Genomic DNA, 17,613 nt, shown 5'->3' with positions numbered 1-17,613 from the left:
CGGGCGAGGCGCGCTGCGTCTACGGCCTGTGGCCGTGGGCCGTGCGCAGCTCCCGTGCCTCGGACACGTCCGCGCAGCCCGCGAGGCCCAGCGCGTCCCGTAGTTCGTCGGCAAGGAGTCCGAGGACCCGCCGCGCCCCGGCCTCGCCGCCCAGGGCGAGCCCCCAGAGCGGCGGGCGGCCGACCAGGACGCCGCGGGCGCCGAGCGCCAGCGCCCTCAGTACGTCCGTACCGCCGCGGATGCCGCTGTCCAGGAGCACCTCGCAGCGGCCCGACAGGGCCGACACGACCTCCGGCAGCGCGTCCACGCTCGGCACCGCGCCGTCCAGCTGGCGGCCCCCGTGGTTGGAGACCACCACGGCGTCCACCCCGCACTCGGCGGCGCGCACCGCGTCCTCCGCCGCCAGGACGCCCTTGAGGATCAGCGGCAGCCGGGTCCGCGCCCGCAGCGCCGCCACCGACGACCACGTCAGGGCCGCGGAGAACGCCGCGTCGGTGTGGACGGCCAGCGCGGAGGCCGGGCCCGCCGGGGCCCGGTGCGCCTGCGAGGGACCGGCGGCGAGGTGGGCGGCGCGCACCTGGTCCGGCAGCGCGAACCGGTTGCGCATGTCCCGCAGCCGCCGGCCCATCCACGGCACGTCGACGGTGAGCACGATCGCCTCCACGCCGGCGTCCTCGGCCCTGCTCACCAGGGTGAAGGCGTGGCCGGGCTCCCGCAGCCAGTAGAGCTGGAACCAGACGGCCGCGCCGGTCGCGGTGAGCCGCTCGACCGGGACGCTGCTGAGCGTGCTCACGGTGAACGGCACGCCCGCCGCGCGCGCCGCCCGGGCGGCGGCCAGTTCACCCTCGGGGTGCACGAGACGCTGGTAGGCGACGGGCGCGACCGCCACGGGCATACGGACCGGGCGGCCGAGCAGCGTGGCCTCCGTGGTGCACCGCGACACGTCCCGCAGGACGCGCGGGACGAGGAAGACCCGGTCAAGGGCGGCGCGGTTGGCGTCGAGCGTCGTCTCCGCACCGCTGCCCCCCGCTATGAAGTCCCGGACGTCGGCGGGCAGGACCGCGGCCGCGGCGCGCTCGACATCGGCGAGGCACCGCACGTCGGCCAGGCCCCGGTCGTCGGCCGGGACCCGCGCCGCCGCGTCAGCGCTGATGGAATCCACGCTGCTTCGTCCGCTCCAGCTCCACGGCTTCGTAGAGTGCCTTGATGTTCGCGCTCCCGAAGGTCTCGGCGCCCTGCCGCTCGATGATCTCGAAGAACAGCGTGCCGCGGGGGTGGTCGGAGGCGGTGAAGATCTGGAAGAGCTGGCCGTCGTGGTCCTCGGCGGCCAGGACGTTCGTCGCCCGCAGGGCCCGCAGCCGTTCCTCGGTCAGCGAGACCCGCCGGCCGAGCAGGTCGTAGTACGACGACGGCGTACGCAGGAACCCGACACCCCGTTCGGAGAGGACCCGCACCGACTCCACCGCGTCGCGCGCGGAGAACGCCAGGTGCTGGACGCCCGCGCCCTGATGACTCTTGAGGAACTCGTCGATCTGTCCGCTCGCGGCCGACGTGTCCGGCTCGATCAGCGTCAGCGTCACCGTGCCCGACAGGCTCTGCACGGCCGTCGACTCCATCGCCTGGGCGCCGACGACGATGCGCTCCTCGAAGATCTCCCGGAAGCCGAGGGCGTCGCGGTAGTAGTCGACCATCGGCGCGAGGTCACCCGCCTGCAGGCACACCGCGATGTGGTCGAGCTCCAACAGGCCGCTGTCCGACGCCGGTTCGTGGGCCGAGGCGGTGGGGACGTACCCTGCGGGCAGCCCCGGACCCTCGCCGGGCTCGCGCCGGACGAGTGTGTGGACGACGTCACCGAAGCCACGGACCGCCGCCGTGACGGCGGGGCCGCCATCGGTGTGCCGCTCCGGTGACCGGTGCGCGAGGGCGCCCCGCGCGAGCGCCGCGTGGAACGCCGCCTCCGGGTCCGCGGTGCGCAGGGCGATGTCGGCGATACCGTCGCCGTGACCCATCACGTACGCCGACGCGGGGTGCTGGTCCGAGGTCGCCTGCGTGAGGACGAGAGTGATCCGCCCCTGGCGGAGAGCGACGCCGCGGTGATCCGAGGTCGTGCTCGTGCCGACCACGCCGAAGGCGTACCGGTCGACCCAGGACGACGTCGCCGCGTCCAGGTCCTCCACGTACATCTCGACGTAGTCGATCGACAGGTCATCCAGTGGATTTCCCGCTTCTGATAAAGAGCTCATGAATGTCTCCAGATCCGGAGAGAAATGAGTTTCTGGGACTCTACGATCCGGGCCGCGTATCTGGCCACAAACGAAATGGACGGCCGACTTTGCCGTCCCGAACCGTCCAGAATAAAGTGAGCGGCCTTTCGGTTGATGGGCGATGTCCTTTCGAACGGGTGATGTTCAGTGATGCGCACCATGACCGTCATCGGCACCGGTCTCATCGGCACTTCCGTCGCGCTCGCCGTGAGCAGACGCGGCGTGACGGTGTTCCTGTCCGACCGGGACCCCGGCGCCGCGAGAACGGCCGCGGCCCTCGGCGCCGGTCTGGCGCGGGAACCCGGCGAAACCGTCGACCTGGCCGTGATCGCGGTGCCGCCCAGCCGGGTCGGCGCCGTCCTCACCGAGGCCCAGGAACGCGGCCTCGCCCACACGTACACCGACGTGGCGAGCGTGAAGGCCGAGCCCGAACAGGCGGTGCTGCGCCGCGCCCCCGACCCCGCCCGCTACATCGGCGGCCACCCGCTGGCGGGCCGCGAACGCTCGGGCCCGCTGGCCGCCCGGGCCGAGCTGTTCCGGGACCGCAACTGGGTGCTCACCCCGTCCCGGCTGACCTCGGACGGGGCCTTCGAGCGGGCCCTGGAACTGGTCGCCCTGTGCGACGCGGTACCCGTGGTGATGCGCAGTCAGGAACATGACGCGGCCGTGGCCGTGACCTCGCACGTGCCGCATCTGATGGCCAGCCTGATGGCGGCCCGGCTGGGCGAGGGTCCCGCCGGGCTCTCCCGGGTCGCGGGCCAGGGGCTGCGCGACGCCACCCGGATCGCCGCCGGCGACTCCCGGCTCTGGAGCGACATCCTGCAGGCGAACGCGGCAGCCGTCGCGGGTGTCCTCAAGGACCTGCACACGGACCTGTCCCGCCTCGTGCCGGCGCTGGACGCGCTCGCCCGGCCCGGCGGCGCGGACCGGGACCTCGGGATGCGGACCCTGGTGGACCTGCTCGACCGGGGCATCTCCGGCCTCGCCGGAATCCCGGCGGCCGGGCCCGGCACCGGCGGCCCCGCCGACGAGGGCGGCGACGGGCACGGGGTGCGCGTGGCGGTCGCGGAGCGCCCCGGGGAGCTGGCGCGGCTCCTGGCGGCGGTCACGGACCTGGGTGTCGCCGCGGAGGACGCCGCCGTCGACACGACCGGTGGCGGCGCGGAATTCACCGTGCGGTTCGCCGTCCCGGCCCGGACCGCCGACAAACTCGCGGACGTACTCGGTGCCGAGGGCTGGGACGTCGTACGGGAGGGACAGGCGGGATCCAGGGTTTCCAGCGCGTGAGCGGCGCCGTGTCCGATTGCGTCCCGTCATGTCCAAGTGCGCGAATCGGGCGGTTGGACGACGCTGTCGGACCGTCGGGATTTGTGTGACTCTGAGCGCCGATGCCGAATTCACGACAACTGCCGGACGCCGGGGAGAAATTCATGGCGGAACAGATCGCCGACGAACCTGCACGTTCCGCGCACGGGGATCACCAGGGCGCGGATTGCGTGCCGGGCAATTCATCGACGGCCGACCACGTATCCGCCGCCAACCTCGACGCGTTCGACCGGATCGGCCTGCGACAGAGCCGGGAGGGTCAACGGCGCCGACCGGAGCGGAAGGTGAGCGCCGGGCCGCCCGAGACCACCGTGAAGATCCTCGACCGCGGCTGGTCGGCGCCGCTGGTGGTCGGCCCGCTCGACGCCCCGGCGCGCCCCGGCGGCGAACTCGCCGTCGTCAAGGCCGCCGCGGCGGCCGGGCTCCCCGCCGTCGTGAGCGCCTTCGCCGAGCGCACGTTCGCCGAGCTGGCCTCGGCCTCCGACGTCCCGCTCTGGCTGCGGACCTACGCGTTCCGCGACCGGGAGACGGCACGGCACCTCGCCGGGCGGGCCGAGGACGCCGGGTTCGGGGCGCTGCTCCTCGCGCTCGGCGACCGCGACGACGTCCGCGCCAGGCGCGTCGCCGCCCCCGCCGACCTCGGCGTGCCGGGCCCCTTCGACGACGTACGCACGCTGCTCGAGGCCCGCACCGGCTGGTCCGACGTGGCATGGCTGCGCGCGGCCACCGCACTGCCGCTGCTCGTCGCGGGCGTCCGGAACACCGCCGACGCGCGGCGCGCCCTCGACACCGGCGCCGACGGCATCGTCGTCACCGCCCTCGACGCGCTCCCGGAGATCACCGAGGCCGTGGCGGGCCGCTGCCCCGTGCTGCTGAGCGGCGGCGTCCGCCGCGGCGCGGACATCCTCGCCGCGGTCGCCTCGGGCGCCGACGCCGTCTTCGCGGGCCGCCCGGTCCTCGACGGGCTCCGGGCGGGCGGGCGCGCGGGCGTGACGGAAGCGCTGGACGGCCTCGTCCGCGAGCTGGCCGACGCCATGGCGTTCACCGGCGCCGCCACGGTCACGGAGATCGGCCCCGAAGCGATCCGCACCGGCCCGCGCCCGGCGGACGTGGCACCGACCCGGGCCGCGCGGCCGCTACGGAAGACCGAACTGCACGCCAGCGTGTCGGACCCCGTCCTGGACACGATGACGTTCCTCAACGAGATCACCTCCCGCTACCCGGAAGCGATCTCCTTCGCGCCGGGGCGCCCCTACGACGGCTTCTTCGACAGCGAGCAGATCTTCACGCACCTGCGCCGGTACCTGAACCACCTTGAGGAGCAGGGGAGTTCGCCGCAGCAAGTGCGCACCGCCATGTACCAGTACGGGCCCACCGCCGGCCAGATCCGGGAGATCATCGCCGACTCGCTGCGCGCCGACGAGAACATCGACGTACCGGCCGAGTCCATCGTGGTGACCGTCGGCGCGCAGGAGGCGATGCTCCTCGTGCTGCGCGCCCTCATCACCGGACCCGACGACGTGCTCCTCGTCTCCAGCCCCTGCTACGTGGGCATCACCGGCGCGGCCCGGCTCCTGGACATCGCGGTCACCGCCGTCGAGGAACGCGAGGACGGGATCTCCTGCGCCGACCTGGAAGCGGCGATCAGGGACGAGCGGGCACGCGGCCGCCGCCCCCGCGCCTTCTACGTCGTACCCGACCACTCCAACCCGTCAGGGACCACGATGGGCCCGCGCGCCCGCGCCGAACTCCTCGCACTCGCCGCCCGGCACGGCATCCTCGTACTGGAGGACAGCCCCTACCGTCTGGTGAGCCCCGGCAGGCCGCTGCCGACCCTGAAGTCCCTGGACCGCGCGCACACCGTCGTACACCTGGGCTCGTACTCGAAAACGGTGTTCCCCGGCGCCCGGGTCGGCTTCGTCATCGCCGACCAGCCCGTCCTGGACGACGCGGGCCGCACCGGGCTGCTCGCGGACGAACTCGCGAAGATCAAGAGCATGGTGACGGTCAACACCTCGTCGCTCAGCCAGGCCGCCGTGGCGGGCGCGCTCCTCGCGGCGGACGGACGTGTCTCGGAGCTGAACACCGCGGCCGCCGCCTACTACGGCGACGCCATGCGGGCCACGCTCAGGGAACTGGACCGCCACCTGCCGCGGGCCCGGCGCGAGGCCCTCGGCGTCCGCTGGAACGAACCCACCGGCGGTTTCTTCCTCACCCTGCGCGTGCCGTTCCGCGCCGACAACGCCGCGCTGATCCGCTCGGCGCAGGACTACGGCGTCATCTGGACGCCCATGACGTACTTCCATCCCGGCGGTGGCGGCCTCCACGGAATCCGCCTCTCGACCAGCTATCTGACGCCCGCCCAGATCGCGGAGGGCACCGCGCGGCTCGCGCGCTTCATCGAGGCGCAGAGCCGGATTCCCGGCACCACGACACCAGAGGGGACAGCACAGTGACCGGCACCAGCGCCATGCGAGAACCGCGTCGCAGCAAGCCACGTATGTGGGGGTGGACCTTCCGATGACCATCGACACAGCACCACCGATTACCGACACAGCACCACCGACCACCGACACGGCACCGACCGGGGTCCTGGACGACATCTGGATGATCGGCGTGGGCACGGCCGTGAGCGCCACCTCCTACTCCCAGCGGGAAGTGCTCGACGCCTTCGGCATCACCGACCCCAAGGTCCGTTCGGTCTTCCTGAACAGCGCCATCGAACGGCGCAACCTCACGCTGCCCGCCGAGGACGCCCACGGCGTCCGCGTCCCCGAGTCACAGGGCGACCTGCTCGACAAGCACAAGGCACTGGCGCTGGAGATGGGCGGCGAGGCCCTGCGCGCCTGCCTGAAGAACGCCGGAGCCGAACTCTCCGACCTGCGCCACCTGTGCTGCGTGACCTCCACCGGCTTGCTCACACCGGGCCTCAGCGCCCTGCTGATACGGGAACTGGGCATCGACCGGCACTGCGGCAGGGCCGACATCGTCGGCATGGGCTGCAACGCGGGGCTCAACGCGCTGAGCGTGGAAGCCGGTTGGGCGGCGGCCCACCCCGGCGAACTCGCCGTCGTGCTCTGCGTGGAGGCGTGCTCGGCCGCGTACGTGATGGACTCGACGATGCGTACGGCGGTCGTGAACAGCCTCTTCGGTGACGGCGCGGCAGCCGTCGCGCTCCGCGCCGAGCCGGGCCCCGAGCGGCGCCCGGACCGGCAAGAGGGCCCGGCCGTCCTGAAGTTCGCCAGCTGCATCATCCCCGAAGCCGTCGACGCCATGCGCTACGACTGGGACCGCGACCAGGGCAGGTTCAGCTTCTTCCTCGACCCGCAGATCCCCTACGTCGTGGGCGCGCACGCCGAGATCGTCGTCGACCGCCTGCTGGACGGCACCGGGCTGCGCAGGAGCGACATCCGGCACTGGCTGGTGCACTCCGGGGGCAAGAAGGTCATCGACGCCGTCGTGGTCAACCTCGGGCTGACCCGCCACGACGTGCGGCACACCGTGGGTGTGCTGCGCGACCACGGGAATGTGTCCAGCGGCTCGTTCCTCTTCTCCTACGAACGCCTCCTCGCAGAGGAGGCCGCCCGGCCCGGAGAGTACGGAGTGCTCATGACCATGGGCCCGGGCTCCACGATCGAGACGGCGCTGGTCCGATGGTGAGGACGAGCCGACGGAGGACGAGCCCATGGTGAGGACGGACGGAACCATGAAGCCCCTGCGCGCGCTGAAGTTGGACGGCTCGGAGCCCCTCTCGGCCACGGCCGTCAAGGCCGTCGCCGACCTCTGCGACCGGGCCGAGGACCGGGACGGCCACGGCATCGCGGTCCTCCATGGCATCGCGGTCCTCCACGTCACCGGGGCGCCGGCCGGCGACTGGACCGGCGGCCTCGACGTCATGCTGGTCACCAAGTGGGAGCGCGCCCTGCGCCGCCTGGAACGGCTGCCCACGGCCACGGTCGCGGCGGCCCGCGGCGACTGCGGCGGCACCGCGCTCGACGCGTTCCTGGCCGCCGACCTCCGCGTGGCCGCCCCGGACACCCGGTTCCTCCTGCCGCGCGACGCCACGGCCACCTGGCCCGGCATGGCCGGCTACCGCCTGGTCCAGCTCGCCGGGGCGGCGCGGGTCCGCAAGGCCGTCCTGTTCGGCCATCCGATCGAGGCCGCCGAGGCGCTGGCGCTGGGCATCGTCGACGAACTGGCCGACGATCCGGCGGGCGCCGTGAGCGCCGCGGCGCGACTGGCGGACGGCCTGTCCGGCAGAGAGCTGGCCATCCGGCGGCAGTTGCTGTTCGACGCCGCGACGACCAGCTTCGAGGACGCCCTCGGCGCACACCTCGCGGCCTGCGACCGCGCCCTGCGCCAGGGGGCCGACGAAGAGGTGGCGGCCTCGTGACGACCGTCCACCACACCACCGCCGAGGCAGGCGGCCAGCCCGGGCCCCGCACACGGCCCGCGCCGTCAAAGCGCGACGACGTCAGGAACATCTGGTCGGCCCTGTCCGCCTCCTCCGGAGCCGTCGCCCGCGTCGAGGAACTGGCGGCGGCCCTGCCGGAGCCGCCCGCCCGCACGCCCGGCGAGCGGGCCGGGATGACCGCCGCCAAGGACGCGGCCCGCGCGCTGCGGGCCGCCTTCCTCGACACGTACGCCGACGCCGTGTACGACCGGCTGACCACCGGCCGCACCGCGTCCTTGCGGATCGACGAACTCCTCGACGCCGCCGCCACCGAGCTCCCCGGCCTGGTGCCCGACGAGGCCCGGCTCGCGTCCGAGCGGAGCAGGCCCCAGGCCGCCAAGGAGGGGCACGAGATCGACCAGGGCATCTTCCTGCGGGCGGTGCTCCGCTCGCCGACCGCGGGCCCGCACCTGCTCGACGCCATGCTCCGCCCGACGCGGCGCGCCCTCGACCTGCTCGCCGAGTTCACCGCCACCGGCGTGGTGCGGATGGAGTCTCTGCGCCTCGAACGGAGCGACGACGGCGTGGCCCGGCTGACCATGTGCCGCGACGACCGGCTGAACGCCGAGGACACCTGCCAGGTCGACGACATGGAGACCGCCGTCGACCTCGCCCTGCTCGACCCGGCCGTACGGGTCGGACTGCTGCGCGGCGGCGAGATGAGCCACCCGCGCCACCGCGGCAGGCGCGTGTTCAGCGCCGGCATCAACCTCAAGAGCCTCAGCTCCGGCGACATCCCGCTGGTCGGCTTCCTGCTGCGGCGCGAACTCGGCTACCTCCACAAGCTCGTCCGCGGCGTGCTCACCGACCACCCAGGCCAGTGGCACTCGCCCCGCGTGGAGAAGCCCTGGGTCGCCGCCGTGGACGGCTTCGCCATCGGCGGCGGCGCCCAGGTCCTGCTGGTCTGCGACCACGTGCTCGCCGCCTCCGACGCCTACCTCAGCCTGCCCGCGGCCAAGGAGGGCATCATCCCCGGCGTCGCCAACTTTCGGTTCGGCCGGTACGTGGGCCCCCGCTTCGCCCGGCAGGTCATCCTCGAAGGCCGCAGGATCCGGGCGGCCGAACCCGCGGCCCGGCTCCTGGTCGACGAGGTCGTGGAACCCGAGGAGATGGACGCCGCCGTCGAGCGCGCCCTGGCACGGCTCGACGGCGCCGCGGTGCTCGCCAACCGCCGCATGCTCAACCTCGCCGAGGAGCCGCCGGACGCGTTCCGCGCCTACATGGCGGAGTTCGCGCTCCAGCAGGCACTGCGGATCTACGGCCAGGACGTCATCGACAAGGTCGGCCGGTTCGCCGCAGGCTGAAGGGACCCTCATGCCGATCGTCCGGACGGACGGAATCCAACTCTCCTACGAGGAGTACGGCACCGGAGAGCCGGTCGTCATGGTCACCGGCACCGGCGCGCCCGGCCGGATGTGGCGCACCCACCAGGTGCCCGCCCTGACACGGGCGGGCTACCGGGTGATCACGCTCGACAACCGGGGCATCCCGCCCAGCGACCCCTGCCCCGAGGGATTCACCCTCGCCGACATGGCGGCGGACATCGCGCGCCTCATCGAACACCTGGACGCGGGCGCGTGCCGGGTCGTCGGATACTCCCTGGGCGCGATCGCCGTCCAGGAACTGCTCCTGGCCCGCCCCGAACTCGTACACCGGGCCGTCCTGATGGCGACCAGCGGACGAACGGACGCCCTGACCGCCGCCATGACGGCCGCCGACCTCGAACTCGCCGACGGCTACGGAAAGTTGCCGCCCCGCTTCGCGGCCTATGTGCAGGCCCTCCAGAACCTCTCGCCGCGCACCCTCAACGACGAGGAGCGGCTGCGGGACTGGCTCGCCGTGTTCGAGATGTCGGCCGTGGACCTGACGGGCGTACGCGGCCAGCTCGGGCTCCAGCTCATCCCGGACCGCCTCGACGCGTACCGGCGGATCAGCCGGCCGTGCCTGGTCATCGGTTTCCAGGACGACCTGGTCATCCGCCCGCGGCTGTCCCGCGAGGTCGCCGACAGCATTCCGGGCAGCGACCATGCCGAGATCCCCGGCTGCGGCCACTACGGATATCTGGAGAGGCCCGCCGCCGTGAATTCGGTGATCACCGACTTCTTCGCCGGCCGAAGGCCGTGAATTCCGCCCACCCGTCACGCATTTACTGGACGGCCTTGTCGGCCCGCAGGGGCCCGGCTAGCGTGAAACACATCCTACGGAAATTGATCGGAGTGGTCATGCCGAACCCGTTCGACGACGAAAACGGCACCTTCCTGGTTCTCGTCAACGACGAGAACCAGCATTCGCTCTGGCCTTCCTTCGCGGAAGTGCCGACCGGTTGGAAGACCGTCTTCGGCGAAGACACGCGCAAGGCCTGCCTGGAGTACATAGAGGAGAACTGGACGGACATCCGTCCCAAGAGCCTCATCGACGAGATGGACAAGTACGAAGCCGCCGGTTAGACGCGCCCAGATCACAACGACAACGAAAACAGGAGGTTTTCGTGGCCATGATCGGTGGCCCGGGGCCGGTGATAATGAGCGGTATGGGGCCGGACGAGCCGGTGACCAAACAGCGAATCAAGCCCGGCACGGCGAAACGCGTCATCCCCTACACAAAACCGTATCGGCTCAACATCGTGCTCCTCCTGGCCATCACCGCGCTCAACGCGATCAATGTGGTGGCCACGCCCATCCTGTTCATGTACCTCATCGACAACGGCATCGTCGAGCGCAACACCTCGGTGGTCGTGTGGATCTCCGTCGCGGTCGCCGGCATCGCACTGCTGAGCACGGCGCTCGGGTTCGCGGAGGCCTGGTACTCGGGCCGGATCAGCGAGGGGCTCATCTACGACCTCCGCACCAAGATCTTCGACCATGTGCAGCGGCAGCCGCTGGCGTTCTTCACCCGCGCGCAGACAGGGTCGCTCGTCAGCAGGCTGAACACCGATGTGGTCGGCGCCCAACAGGCGGTCACGACCCTGCTGTCCACGGTGGCTTCCGCGGGGCTGACGCTGATCCTCGTACTGATCACGATGTTCTATCTGTCCTGGGTGGTCACACTGATCTCCCTGGTGATCATCCCGCTGTTCGTCCTGCCCGGAAAGCTCGTCGGCGGGCGGCTCCAGCGGATCATGCGGGAGCACATGCAGGTCAACGCCGAGGTCGGCTCGTTCATGAGCGAGCGCTTCAACGTGACCGGCGCCCTGCTGGCCAAGCTGTACGGCCGTCCCGCGGGCGAGACGGGCATGTTCTCCCGGCTGGCCGCCAGGGGCCGCGACCTCGGAGTCCAGACCGCCATCTACGGAAAGATGCTCTTCCTGACGATGATGCTGGTCGGCTCGCTGGCCACCGCGCTCGTCTACGGCCTGGGCGGCAGCCTCGTCATCGAAGGCACCTTCCAGATCGGCACGCTGGTGGCGCTGGCCACCCTGCTCACCCGGCTGATGGGGCCCATCAACCAGCTCGCCGGCGCGCAGACGAGCGTACTGACCGCGCTCGTCAGCTTCGACCGGCTCTTCGAGATCCTCGACCTCAAGCCGCTGATCTCCGAGAAGCCGGGCGCCGTGCCCCTGCCCGCCACGGGCGGCGACGGAGGGGCGCCGGAGATCGAGTTCGACGGGGTGTCCTTCCGCTACCCGAGGGCCGCCGACGTCTCGCTCGCCTCGCTGGAGTCCATCGCCCTGCCCATGCAGGAACGCACGCAGAACACCTGGACCCTGAGCGACCTGACCTTCACCGCGCCCGCGGGCAAACTCACCGCGCTGGTCGGCCCGTCCGGAGCCGGCAAGACGACGATCACCCACCTGGTGCCGCGGCTGTACGACCCGGTCGAGGGCGCCATCAGGATCGGCGGCCACGACCTCCGCGACGTCACGCTCCAGTCGCTGAACGACACCGTCGGCATGGTCACCCAGGACGCGCACCTCTTCCACGCGACCATCCGCGACAACCTGACCTACGCGCGACCCGACGCCACCGAGCAGGAACTGATCGACGCGTGCAAGGCGGCACAGATCTGGGGCCTGATCGAATCGCTCCCCGACGGCTTCGACACCGTCGTCGGAGACCGCGGCTACCGGTTCTCCGGCGGTGAGAAACAGCGCGTGGCCATGGCCCGCCTGCTGCTCAAGGCCCCGCCCATCGTCGTACTCGACGAGGCCACCGCACATCTGGACTCCGAGTCCGAAGCGGCCCTGCAGCTGGCCCTGAAGACCGCGCTGCGCGGGCGGACCTCACTCGTGATCGCCCACCGGCTCTCCACCATCCGGGACGCCGACCAGATCCTGGTCGTCGACAAGGGCCGCGTCCAGGAACGCGGCACGCACGAGGAACTGATGGAGCTGAACGGGCTCTACGCGGAGCTGTACCGCACGCAGTTCTCCCGCCAGCCGTCCAAGAACGGCGACGCGCCGGTGCCCGAGCCGGTCGGTGGACCGCAGGGCCCCGGCCGCGTCATCAACGGCGGCCCCGGTGGTCCCGGCGGTCCCGGCGGCCCCATGACGGTCGCTGGGCCGCCCGGTGCCTTCCAGGGTCCGCAGCCCCCGGGGGTCTACTACGCACCAGGTCCTGGCCCAGGTGGCCCGGGCCCCGGCCCCGGCCCAGGCGGTCCGCCGGGTGGTCCCCATGGGGGCCCACCACCCCCGGGCCACGGATGAGCCCACCCGCTCACCGCACGGATCACGGCATCCGCGACGCGCTCTCCGCGCCGCGGATGCCGTGCTGCCGCGAACAGCCCTCCTGAGGGCGGTGCGCGCCGGTAGCCTGGACGGCGAATGCGCTTCATGCGGGGCCGCGGCGGTGCCGTCGGTCACGACGAGACCATCGCCCGTTGTGGGTACCGGACTTGACGATGTGATGTGAGATGCCGATGCGTCTGCCCAGCTCGCCCCGCGCGGCCAGGCTCCGGGCCTGGGCGGCCTCCCGTCTCCTGCCCAAGCGGGTCCGCATGCGGCTCACACTGCTGTACGGTTCGCTGTTCGTCGTGTCCGGCGCCGTCCTGCTGACGATCACCTATCTGCTGGTCAGCCGCTCCAACGGCATGTACCTCTTCAGCCGCGGCGGGTCCGGCACACCCGCGCCGGACGGCGTCCACATGTATACGGGCAGCACGTCGGCCGCGCTGGACAGCGTCGCCGAGGCCCGGCGCCAGCAGGCGATGCGCCAGCACGAGCTGGAGATGAGCCGCCTGCTGATCGAGTCCGGCGTCGCACTGGCGATCATGTCGGTGATCGCGATCGGCCTCGGCTGGTTCGTCGCGGGCCGGGTGCTGCGGCCGCTGCGCACGATGACCTCCACCATCCAGCGGATCTCCGCCCACAACGTGCACCAACGGCTGGCCGTCGAGGGCCCCGGCGACGAGCTGAAGGGCCTGGCCGACACGGTCGACGGGCTGCTCGGCCGGCTGGAAGGGGCGTTGGACTCCCACAAACGCTTCGTGGCCAATGCCGCGCATGAACTGCGTACTCCACTGACCGTCGAACACGCGCTCCTTGAGGAGTCGCTGATCGACCGCGACGCCACCGTCGAGTCCTTCCGGTCCAACTTCGAACGGCTGCTGGTCCTGAGCGAGCAGCAGGCACGGCTCCTGGAGTCGCTGCTGACCTTGTCCAGCAGCGAACGCGGCCTGGACCGCCGGGAGCCGTTGGAGCTGGCGGAGCTGGCGAGGAAGGCGGTGCTCGGCTGCCGCGAGCAGGCGGAGCGGCGAGGGCTGCGGATGGACGCGGCGACCGAGGCCGCGGGCACCTGGGGCGACCGGGCGCTGGTCGAACGCCTGGTGGCCAACCTCATCGACAACGCCATCGGTTACAACGTGCCCGACGGGTGGGTGAAGGTCGTCACCCGCGTCGAGGGCGACAGCGCCGTCGTCCGGGTGGCCAATTCCGGCAACCGGATTCCGCCGGACCGGGTGAGCCGGCTGTTCGAGCCGTTCCAGCGGCTCGACCGCACCGCGGGCGACGGCCACCACGGCCTCGGCCTGTCCATCGTGCGCTCCATCGCGGCGGCCCACGGCGCGACCCTGAACGCGCACGCCCGGTCGGGGGGCGGGCTCGTCGTGGAGGTCGCCTTCCCGCTGCAGGCGGCGGAACGCCAGCAGACCCGGCACCAGCAGAACGGTGGGGGGCATCGCCTGCCCCAGGCCGCCTCCGTGACGGCCGCGGGCGGCTCCGCCTCCGGGTGACCCCGCCTCCGGGTGCCCCCCCGCCGTCACCGCGGACGCTCGCCTCAATTCCCCTGTCGGGCATAGCATCGAATTCACCGCGCTTGTTCATGCGCCTGCCCTGTGTCCAAGTGCGCAAAGCGTGCGGTTGGACGGCTCGGTAATGAAATAGCCGACGCGGCGGATCGCTCGGCGAGGGGGAAAGATGAACGGCAAAGCTGGTCGCACTCTGCCCTTGTTCGATTCCCAGGAAGGGATCTGGCTGGCGCAGCGCGTGGAGGGCTCCCGTCGGATGTACAGCGTCGGCCAGTACGTCGAGATATCGGGACGGATTGACGAGCAGGTATTCGAGCGGGCGTTGCGGCAGGTGGTCGCCGAAACGGAAATCCTCCAGGTGCGATTCGTGGAAGACGGCGACAAGGTCTCACAAGTCACCGCCCCGCAGAATCCCCCCTCCCCTCTTCTGCACTACGTCGATCTCGGAGATCTCGTCGATTTCGGAGATCTCGGCGACGTCGACGATTCCCCGACGGCTGCCGAAGAGTGGATGCGGGCGGAACTGCGCCAGGAGACGGGCCCGCACGCCGGTCACCCCTTCTCCTACGTCCTGTTCCGGCTGGCTCCCGACCGGCACATCTGGTTCCAGCGCTACGACCACCTGCTGATGGACGCCTTCGGATGTTCCCTCGTGGCTCGTCGCTTCGCGGACGTCTACTCGGCGATGCTGCGCGGGCGGTCCCCGGAACCGGCCGGACACGCCTCGCTTGGCGACCTCCTTGAGGAGGAGTCCGCGTACCGCGCCTCGGAGCGGTATGCCCTCGACCGGCGGTACTGGCTCGACCATTTCGCCGACCGTCCGGGCCTGGTCACCGTCCCCGGACACGGCCCCGGTCCGGCCGCACGGCCCGAGAACGCGCGCGAGGTCCTGCGCGAGACGGGCCACCTGCCGCCTTCCACCGTCGAGGCCCTGCGCGCGGCGGCTGCCCGTGCCGAGGTGAGCTGGCCCCGGCTCGTCGTCGCGGCGGTCGCCGCCTTCACGGGCCGGTTGACCGGATCGGACGAGGCCGTCCTGAGCCTCCCGGTCTCCGGCCGCGTGAGCGACCAGGCGCGACGGACCCCCTGCACGATGGCGAACATGCTTCCCCTCCGGCTGCCCGTGGCCGCCGGTATGAGCCTCGTGGACCTGGCGCGGGAGGCGGGGCGCGAGATCGGCGGCCTCCTCGACCACCAGGCCTTCCGAGGAGAGCGGCTGCGCCGCGAACTCAACTGGCCGGTGGGCGACCGATGGCACTTCGGCCCCTCCGTCAACGTCATGCCGATGGCCGGCGAGATTCTGCGGTTCGGCGAGTACCGGGGCATCGTCCGTGACCTGTCGAGCCGACGGGTCGAGGACTTCGGCGTGCTGGTGAGCGGCTGGTCCGAGGACGAGGGCATGCGGGTCACCTTCGAAGCCAACCCCGCGCTCCACAACCGTGACTGGCTCCGGGCGGCACACCGGTCGTTCCTGACGTTCCTGGAGAAGGCGGTGAAGGACCCGTCGGTGCCGGTGGGCCGCGTCGAGGCGGTGGCCGGGACCGAGCGTGACGCGCTGGTGGAGGGCGGGTACGCCACCCGGCGGCCGCCGGCCGCGGACTCGGTGCCCGCGTTGCTGGCCCGCCAGCTCGGCTGGTCCATGGACGCGGTAGCGGTCGCCGACGGCGAACAGGCCCTGACGTACGGGGAGTTGGACGCGGCGTCCGGCCGGCTCGCGTCATACCTGGCGGCTGTCGGAGTGCGGCGCGGGGATCGGGTCGCGGTGGTGATGGAGCGCTCCGCGGACCTGATCGTCGCCCTGCTGGGGGTGTGGCGGGCGGGCGCGGCGTTCGTGCCGGTGGACGTGGAGTATCCGGCCGAGCGGGTGACGTTCCTGCTGGCCGACTCGGAACCGGCGGCGGTGCTCTGCACCGAGGCGTACCGGGACGCGATCCCCGCGGACACCCACGCGCAGCCGGTGGTCCTCGACGACCCCCGGGTACGGGCAGCCGTCGCCGCGTGCCGGATCGACGGCCCCGCGGTCCCGGTGGGCGCGGAGGACCTGGCGTACGTGATGTACACGTCGGGCTCGTCGGGGGTGCCGAAAGGCGTGGCGGTGGAGCACGGGGGAGTGGCGGCGCTGGTGAGTTCCGACTCGGGCTGGTCGGTGGGCGCGGGCGACACGGTGCTGATGCACGCCCCGCACGCCTTCGACGTGTCGCTGTTCGAGGTGTGGGTGCCGCTGGTCGCGGGGGGCCGTGTGGTGATCGCCGGACCGGGTGTGGTGGACGCGGCACGGGTCCGCGCGGCGATCGCGGACGGTGTGTCGGCGCTGCATGTCACGGCGGGGATGTTCCGGGTGCTCGCGGAGGAGTCCCCGGAGTGCTTCACCGGCCTCGGCGAGGTGCTGACGGGCGGTGATGTGGTGCCGGCCGGTGCGGTGGCGCGGGTGCGGGAGGCGTGCCCGGAGGTGACGGTGCGCCATCTGTACGGGCCGACGGAGATCACGCTGTGCGCGACGTGGCATGTGGTGCCGGTGGGTGCGGCGAGCACTCCGGTGCTGCCGATCGGCCGCCCGCTGGCCAACCGTCGGGTCTACGTGCTGGACGCGGCTCTCCAGCCGGTCCCGGCCGGTGTGGTGGGTGAGCTGTATGTGGCGGGGGCGGGTCTGGCACGCGGCTATCTGGGGCGCTCGGGGCTGACGGCGGAGCGGTTCGTGGCGTGCCCGTTCGGTGCCGGCGGGCGGATGTATCGCACCGGTGACCTGGTGCGGTGGACGGCCGATGGCGAGCTGTCGTTCGTCGGGCGTGCGGACGAGCAGGTGAAGGTCCGCGGGTTCCGGGTGGAGCCGGGCGAGGTCGAGGCGGTCCTCGCCGGGCACGAATCGGTGGCTCAGGCGGTCGTGGTGGTGGCCCGCCAGGACGACGGCCTCGGCGGCCCTGGTGGCCCTGGTGGCCCCGGCGGGGACAAGCGGCTGATCGGCTACGTCGTACCCGACGGGCAGCGGGGCGCGGACCCCCGGCTGCTGCGGGACCACGTGGCGAGGGCGCTCCCGGAGTACATGGTCCCGTCGGCGGTACTGGTCCTGGACGCGCTGCCCCTGACCGTGAACGGGAAGCTCGACCGGGCCGCCCTGCCGTCGCCCGACTTCATGGGCTTCATGGGCGCGGGAAGTGGCCGTGCGCCCGCGACGCCCGTGGAGGAAGTGCTGTGGGGGCTGTTCGGCGAGGTCCTCGGCCTGGGGCGGGTCGGCGCCGATGTGTCGTTCTTCGACCTGGGTGGGGATTCGCTGCTGGGGATGCGGCTGGTGGCGCGTGTGCGTGCGGTGCTTGATGTGGAGGTGGGGATCGGGGAGTTGTTCGGTGCGCCGACGGTGGCGGGTTTGGCGCGGTTGGTGCGTGAGGGTGAGGGGGG

General features: G+C 72.0%; 12 protein-coding genes. 10 read left to right on the top strand and 2 right to left on the bottom strand.

The annotated features are described in order from the left end of the window. Positions 1 to 19: 19 nt before the first annotated feature. Both ACWDVB_RS23565 and hppD read right to left on the bottom strand, forming a co-directional pair. Positions 20 to 1,153, bottom strand: a complete 1,134-nt coding sequence (locus tag ACWDVB_RS23565; protein ID WP_451519428.1) for an alpha-hydroxy acid oxidase — start codon at positions 1,151 to 1,153, stop codon at positions 20 to 22. Next, positions 1,143 to 2,243: a 4-hydroxyphenylpyruvate dioxygenase gene (gene hppD / locus ACWDVB_RS23560; protein ID WP_451519417.1), complete on the bottom strand. Its 1,101-nt coding sequence runs from the start codon at positions 2,241 to 2,243 to the stop codon at positions 1,143 to 1,145. Before hppD ends, ACWDVB_RS23565 begins: the two co-directional genes overlap by 11 nt. 171 nt (positions 2,244 to 2,414) lie before the next feature. Here hppD and ACWDVB_RS23555 point away from each other — a divergent pair, with 171 nt between their 5' ends. The 10 genes from ACWDVB_RS23555 to ACWDVB_RS23510 form a co-directional block, all read left to right on the top strand. Next, positions 2,415 to 3,551, top strand: coding sequence for a prephenate dehydrogenase (locus tag ACWDVB_RS23555; RefSeq protein ID WP_451519416.1), 1,137 nt, complete (start codon positions 2,415 to 2,417; stop codon positions 3,549 to 3,551). Positions 3,552 to 3,652: 101 nt separating this feature from the next. Then, positions 3,653 to 6,046: an aminotransferase class I/II-fold pyridoxal phosphate-dependent enzyme gene (locus tag ACWDVB_RS23550; protein WP_451519415.1), complete on the top strand. Its 2,394-nt coding sequence runs from the start codon at positions 3,653 to 3,655 to the stop codon at positions 6,044 to 6,046. Between the two features lie 151 nt (positions 6,047 to 6,197). Further along, positions 6,198 to 7,250, top strand: coding sequence for a 3,5-dihydroxyphenylacetyl-CoA synthase DpgA (gene dpgA / locus ACWDVB_RS23545; RefSeq protein ID WP_451519427.1), 1,053 nt, complete (start codon positions 6,198 to 6,200; stop codon positions 7,248 to 7,250). Positions 7,251 to 7,296: 46 nt separating this feature from the next. Then, positions 7,297 to 7,983 (top strand): enoyl-CoA-hydratase DpgB, encoded by a 687-nt coding sequence (gene dpgB / locus ACWDVB_RS23540; protein ID WP_451519414.1) that lies wholly within the window; start codon positions 7,297 to 7,299, stop codon positions 7,981 to 7,983. Between the two features lie 89 nt (positions 7,984 to 8,072). Beyond that, entirely contained in the window at positions 8,073 to 9,347 is a 1,275-nt protein-coding gene (dpgC, locus tag ACWDVB_RS23535) for a (3,5-dihydroxyphenyl)acetyl-CoA 1,2-dioxygenase DpgC (protein ID WP_451519426.1), read from the top strand. 10 nt (positions 9,348 to 9,357) lie between these two features. Then, positions 9,358 to 10,167 (top strand): alpha/beta fold hydrolase, encoded by an 810-nt coding sequence (locus tag ACWDVB_RS23530; protein WP_451519413.1) that lies wholly within the window; start codon positions 9,358 to 9,360, stop codon positions 10,165 to 10,167. 98 nt (positions 10,168 to 10,265) lie between these two features. Further along, complete coding sequence (locus tag ACWDVB_RS23525) at positions 10,266 to 10,490, top strand: MbtH family protein (protein ID WP_451519412.1); 225 nt, start codon at positions 10,266 to 10,268, stop codon at positions 10,488 to 10,490. Between the two features lie 47 nt (positions 10,491 to 10,537). Next, on the top strand, positions 10,538 to 12,685 hold the full coding sequence (locus ACWDVB_RS23520) for an ABC transporter ATP-binding protein (RefSeq protein ID WP_451519425.1): 2,148 nt from the start codon (positions 10,538 to 10,540) through the stop codon (positions 12,683 to 12,685). A gap of 212 nt (positions 12,686 to 12,897) precedes the next feature. Continuing rightward, positions 12,898 to 14,208, top strand: a complete 1,311-nt coding sequence (locus ACWDVB_RS23515) for a sensor histidine kinase (RefSeq protein WP_451519411.1) — start codon at positions 12,898 to 12,900, stop codon at positions 14,206 to 14,208. Positions 14,209 to 14,422: 214 nt separating this feature from the next. Next, positions 14,423 to 17,613 (top strand): amino acid adenylation domain-containing protein (locus ACWDVB_RS23510; RefSeq protein WP_451519410.1); only part of this gene is annotated, 3,191 nt, incomplete at its 3' end.

The organism is Streptomyces sp. NPDC003379 (assembly GCF_053589195.1).
This window is presented reverse-complemented; position numbering and strand designations above follow the sequence as displayed.

Excerpts from the sequence above, each read along its gene's own strand:
- hppD (WP_451519417.1), bottom strand. The coding sequence starts at position 2,243 with ATGAGCTCTTTATCAGAAGCGGGAAATCCACTGGATGACCTGTCGATC.
- ACWDVB_RS23555 (WP_451519416.1), top strand. The coding sequence starts at position 2,415 with ATGCGCACCATGACCGTCATCGGCACCGGTCTCATCGGCACTTCCGTC.
- ACWDVB_RS23550 (WP_451519415.1), top strand. The coding sequence starts at position 3,653 with ATGCCGAATTCACGACAACTGCCGGACGCCGGGGAGAAATTCATGGCG.
- dpgA (WP_451519427.1), top strand. The coding sequence starts at position 6,198 with ATGATCGGCGTGGGCACGGCCGTGAGCGCCACCTCCTACTCCCAGCGG.
- dpgB (WP_451519414.1), top strand. The coding sequence starts at position 7,297 with ATGAAGCCCCTGCGCGCGCTGAAGTTGGACGGCTCGGAGCCCCTCTCG.
- ACWDVB_RS23530 (WP_451519413.1), top strand. The coding sequence starts at position 9,358 with ATGCCGATCGTCCGGACGGACGGAATCCAACTCTCCTACGAGGAGTAC.
- ACWDVB_RS23525 (WP_451519412.1), top strand. The coding sequence starts at position 10,266 with ATGCCGAACCCGTTCGACGACGAAAACGGCACCTTCCTGGTTCTCGTC.
- ACWDVB_RS23520 (WP_451519425.1), top strand. The coding sequence starts at position 10,538 with ATGATCGGTGGCCCGGGGCCGGTGATAATGAGCGGTATGGGGCCGGAC.
- ACWDVB_RS23515 (WP_451519411.1), top strand. The coding sequence starts at position 12,898 with ATGCGTCTGCCCAGCTCGCCCCGCGCGGCCAGGCTCCGGGCCTGGGCG.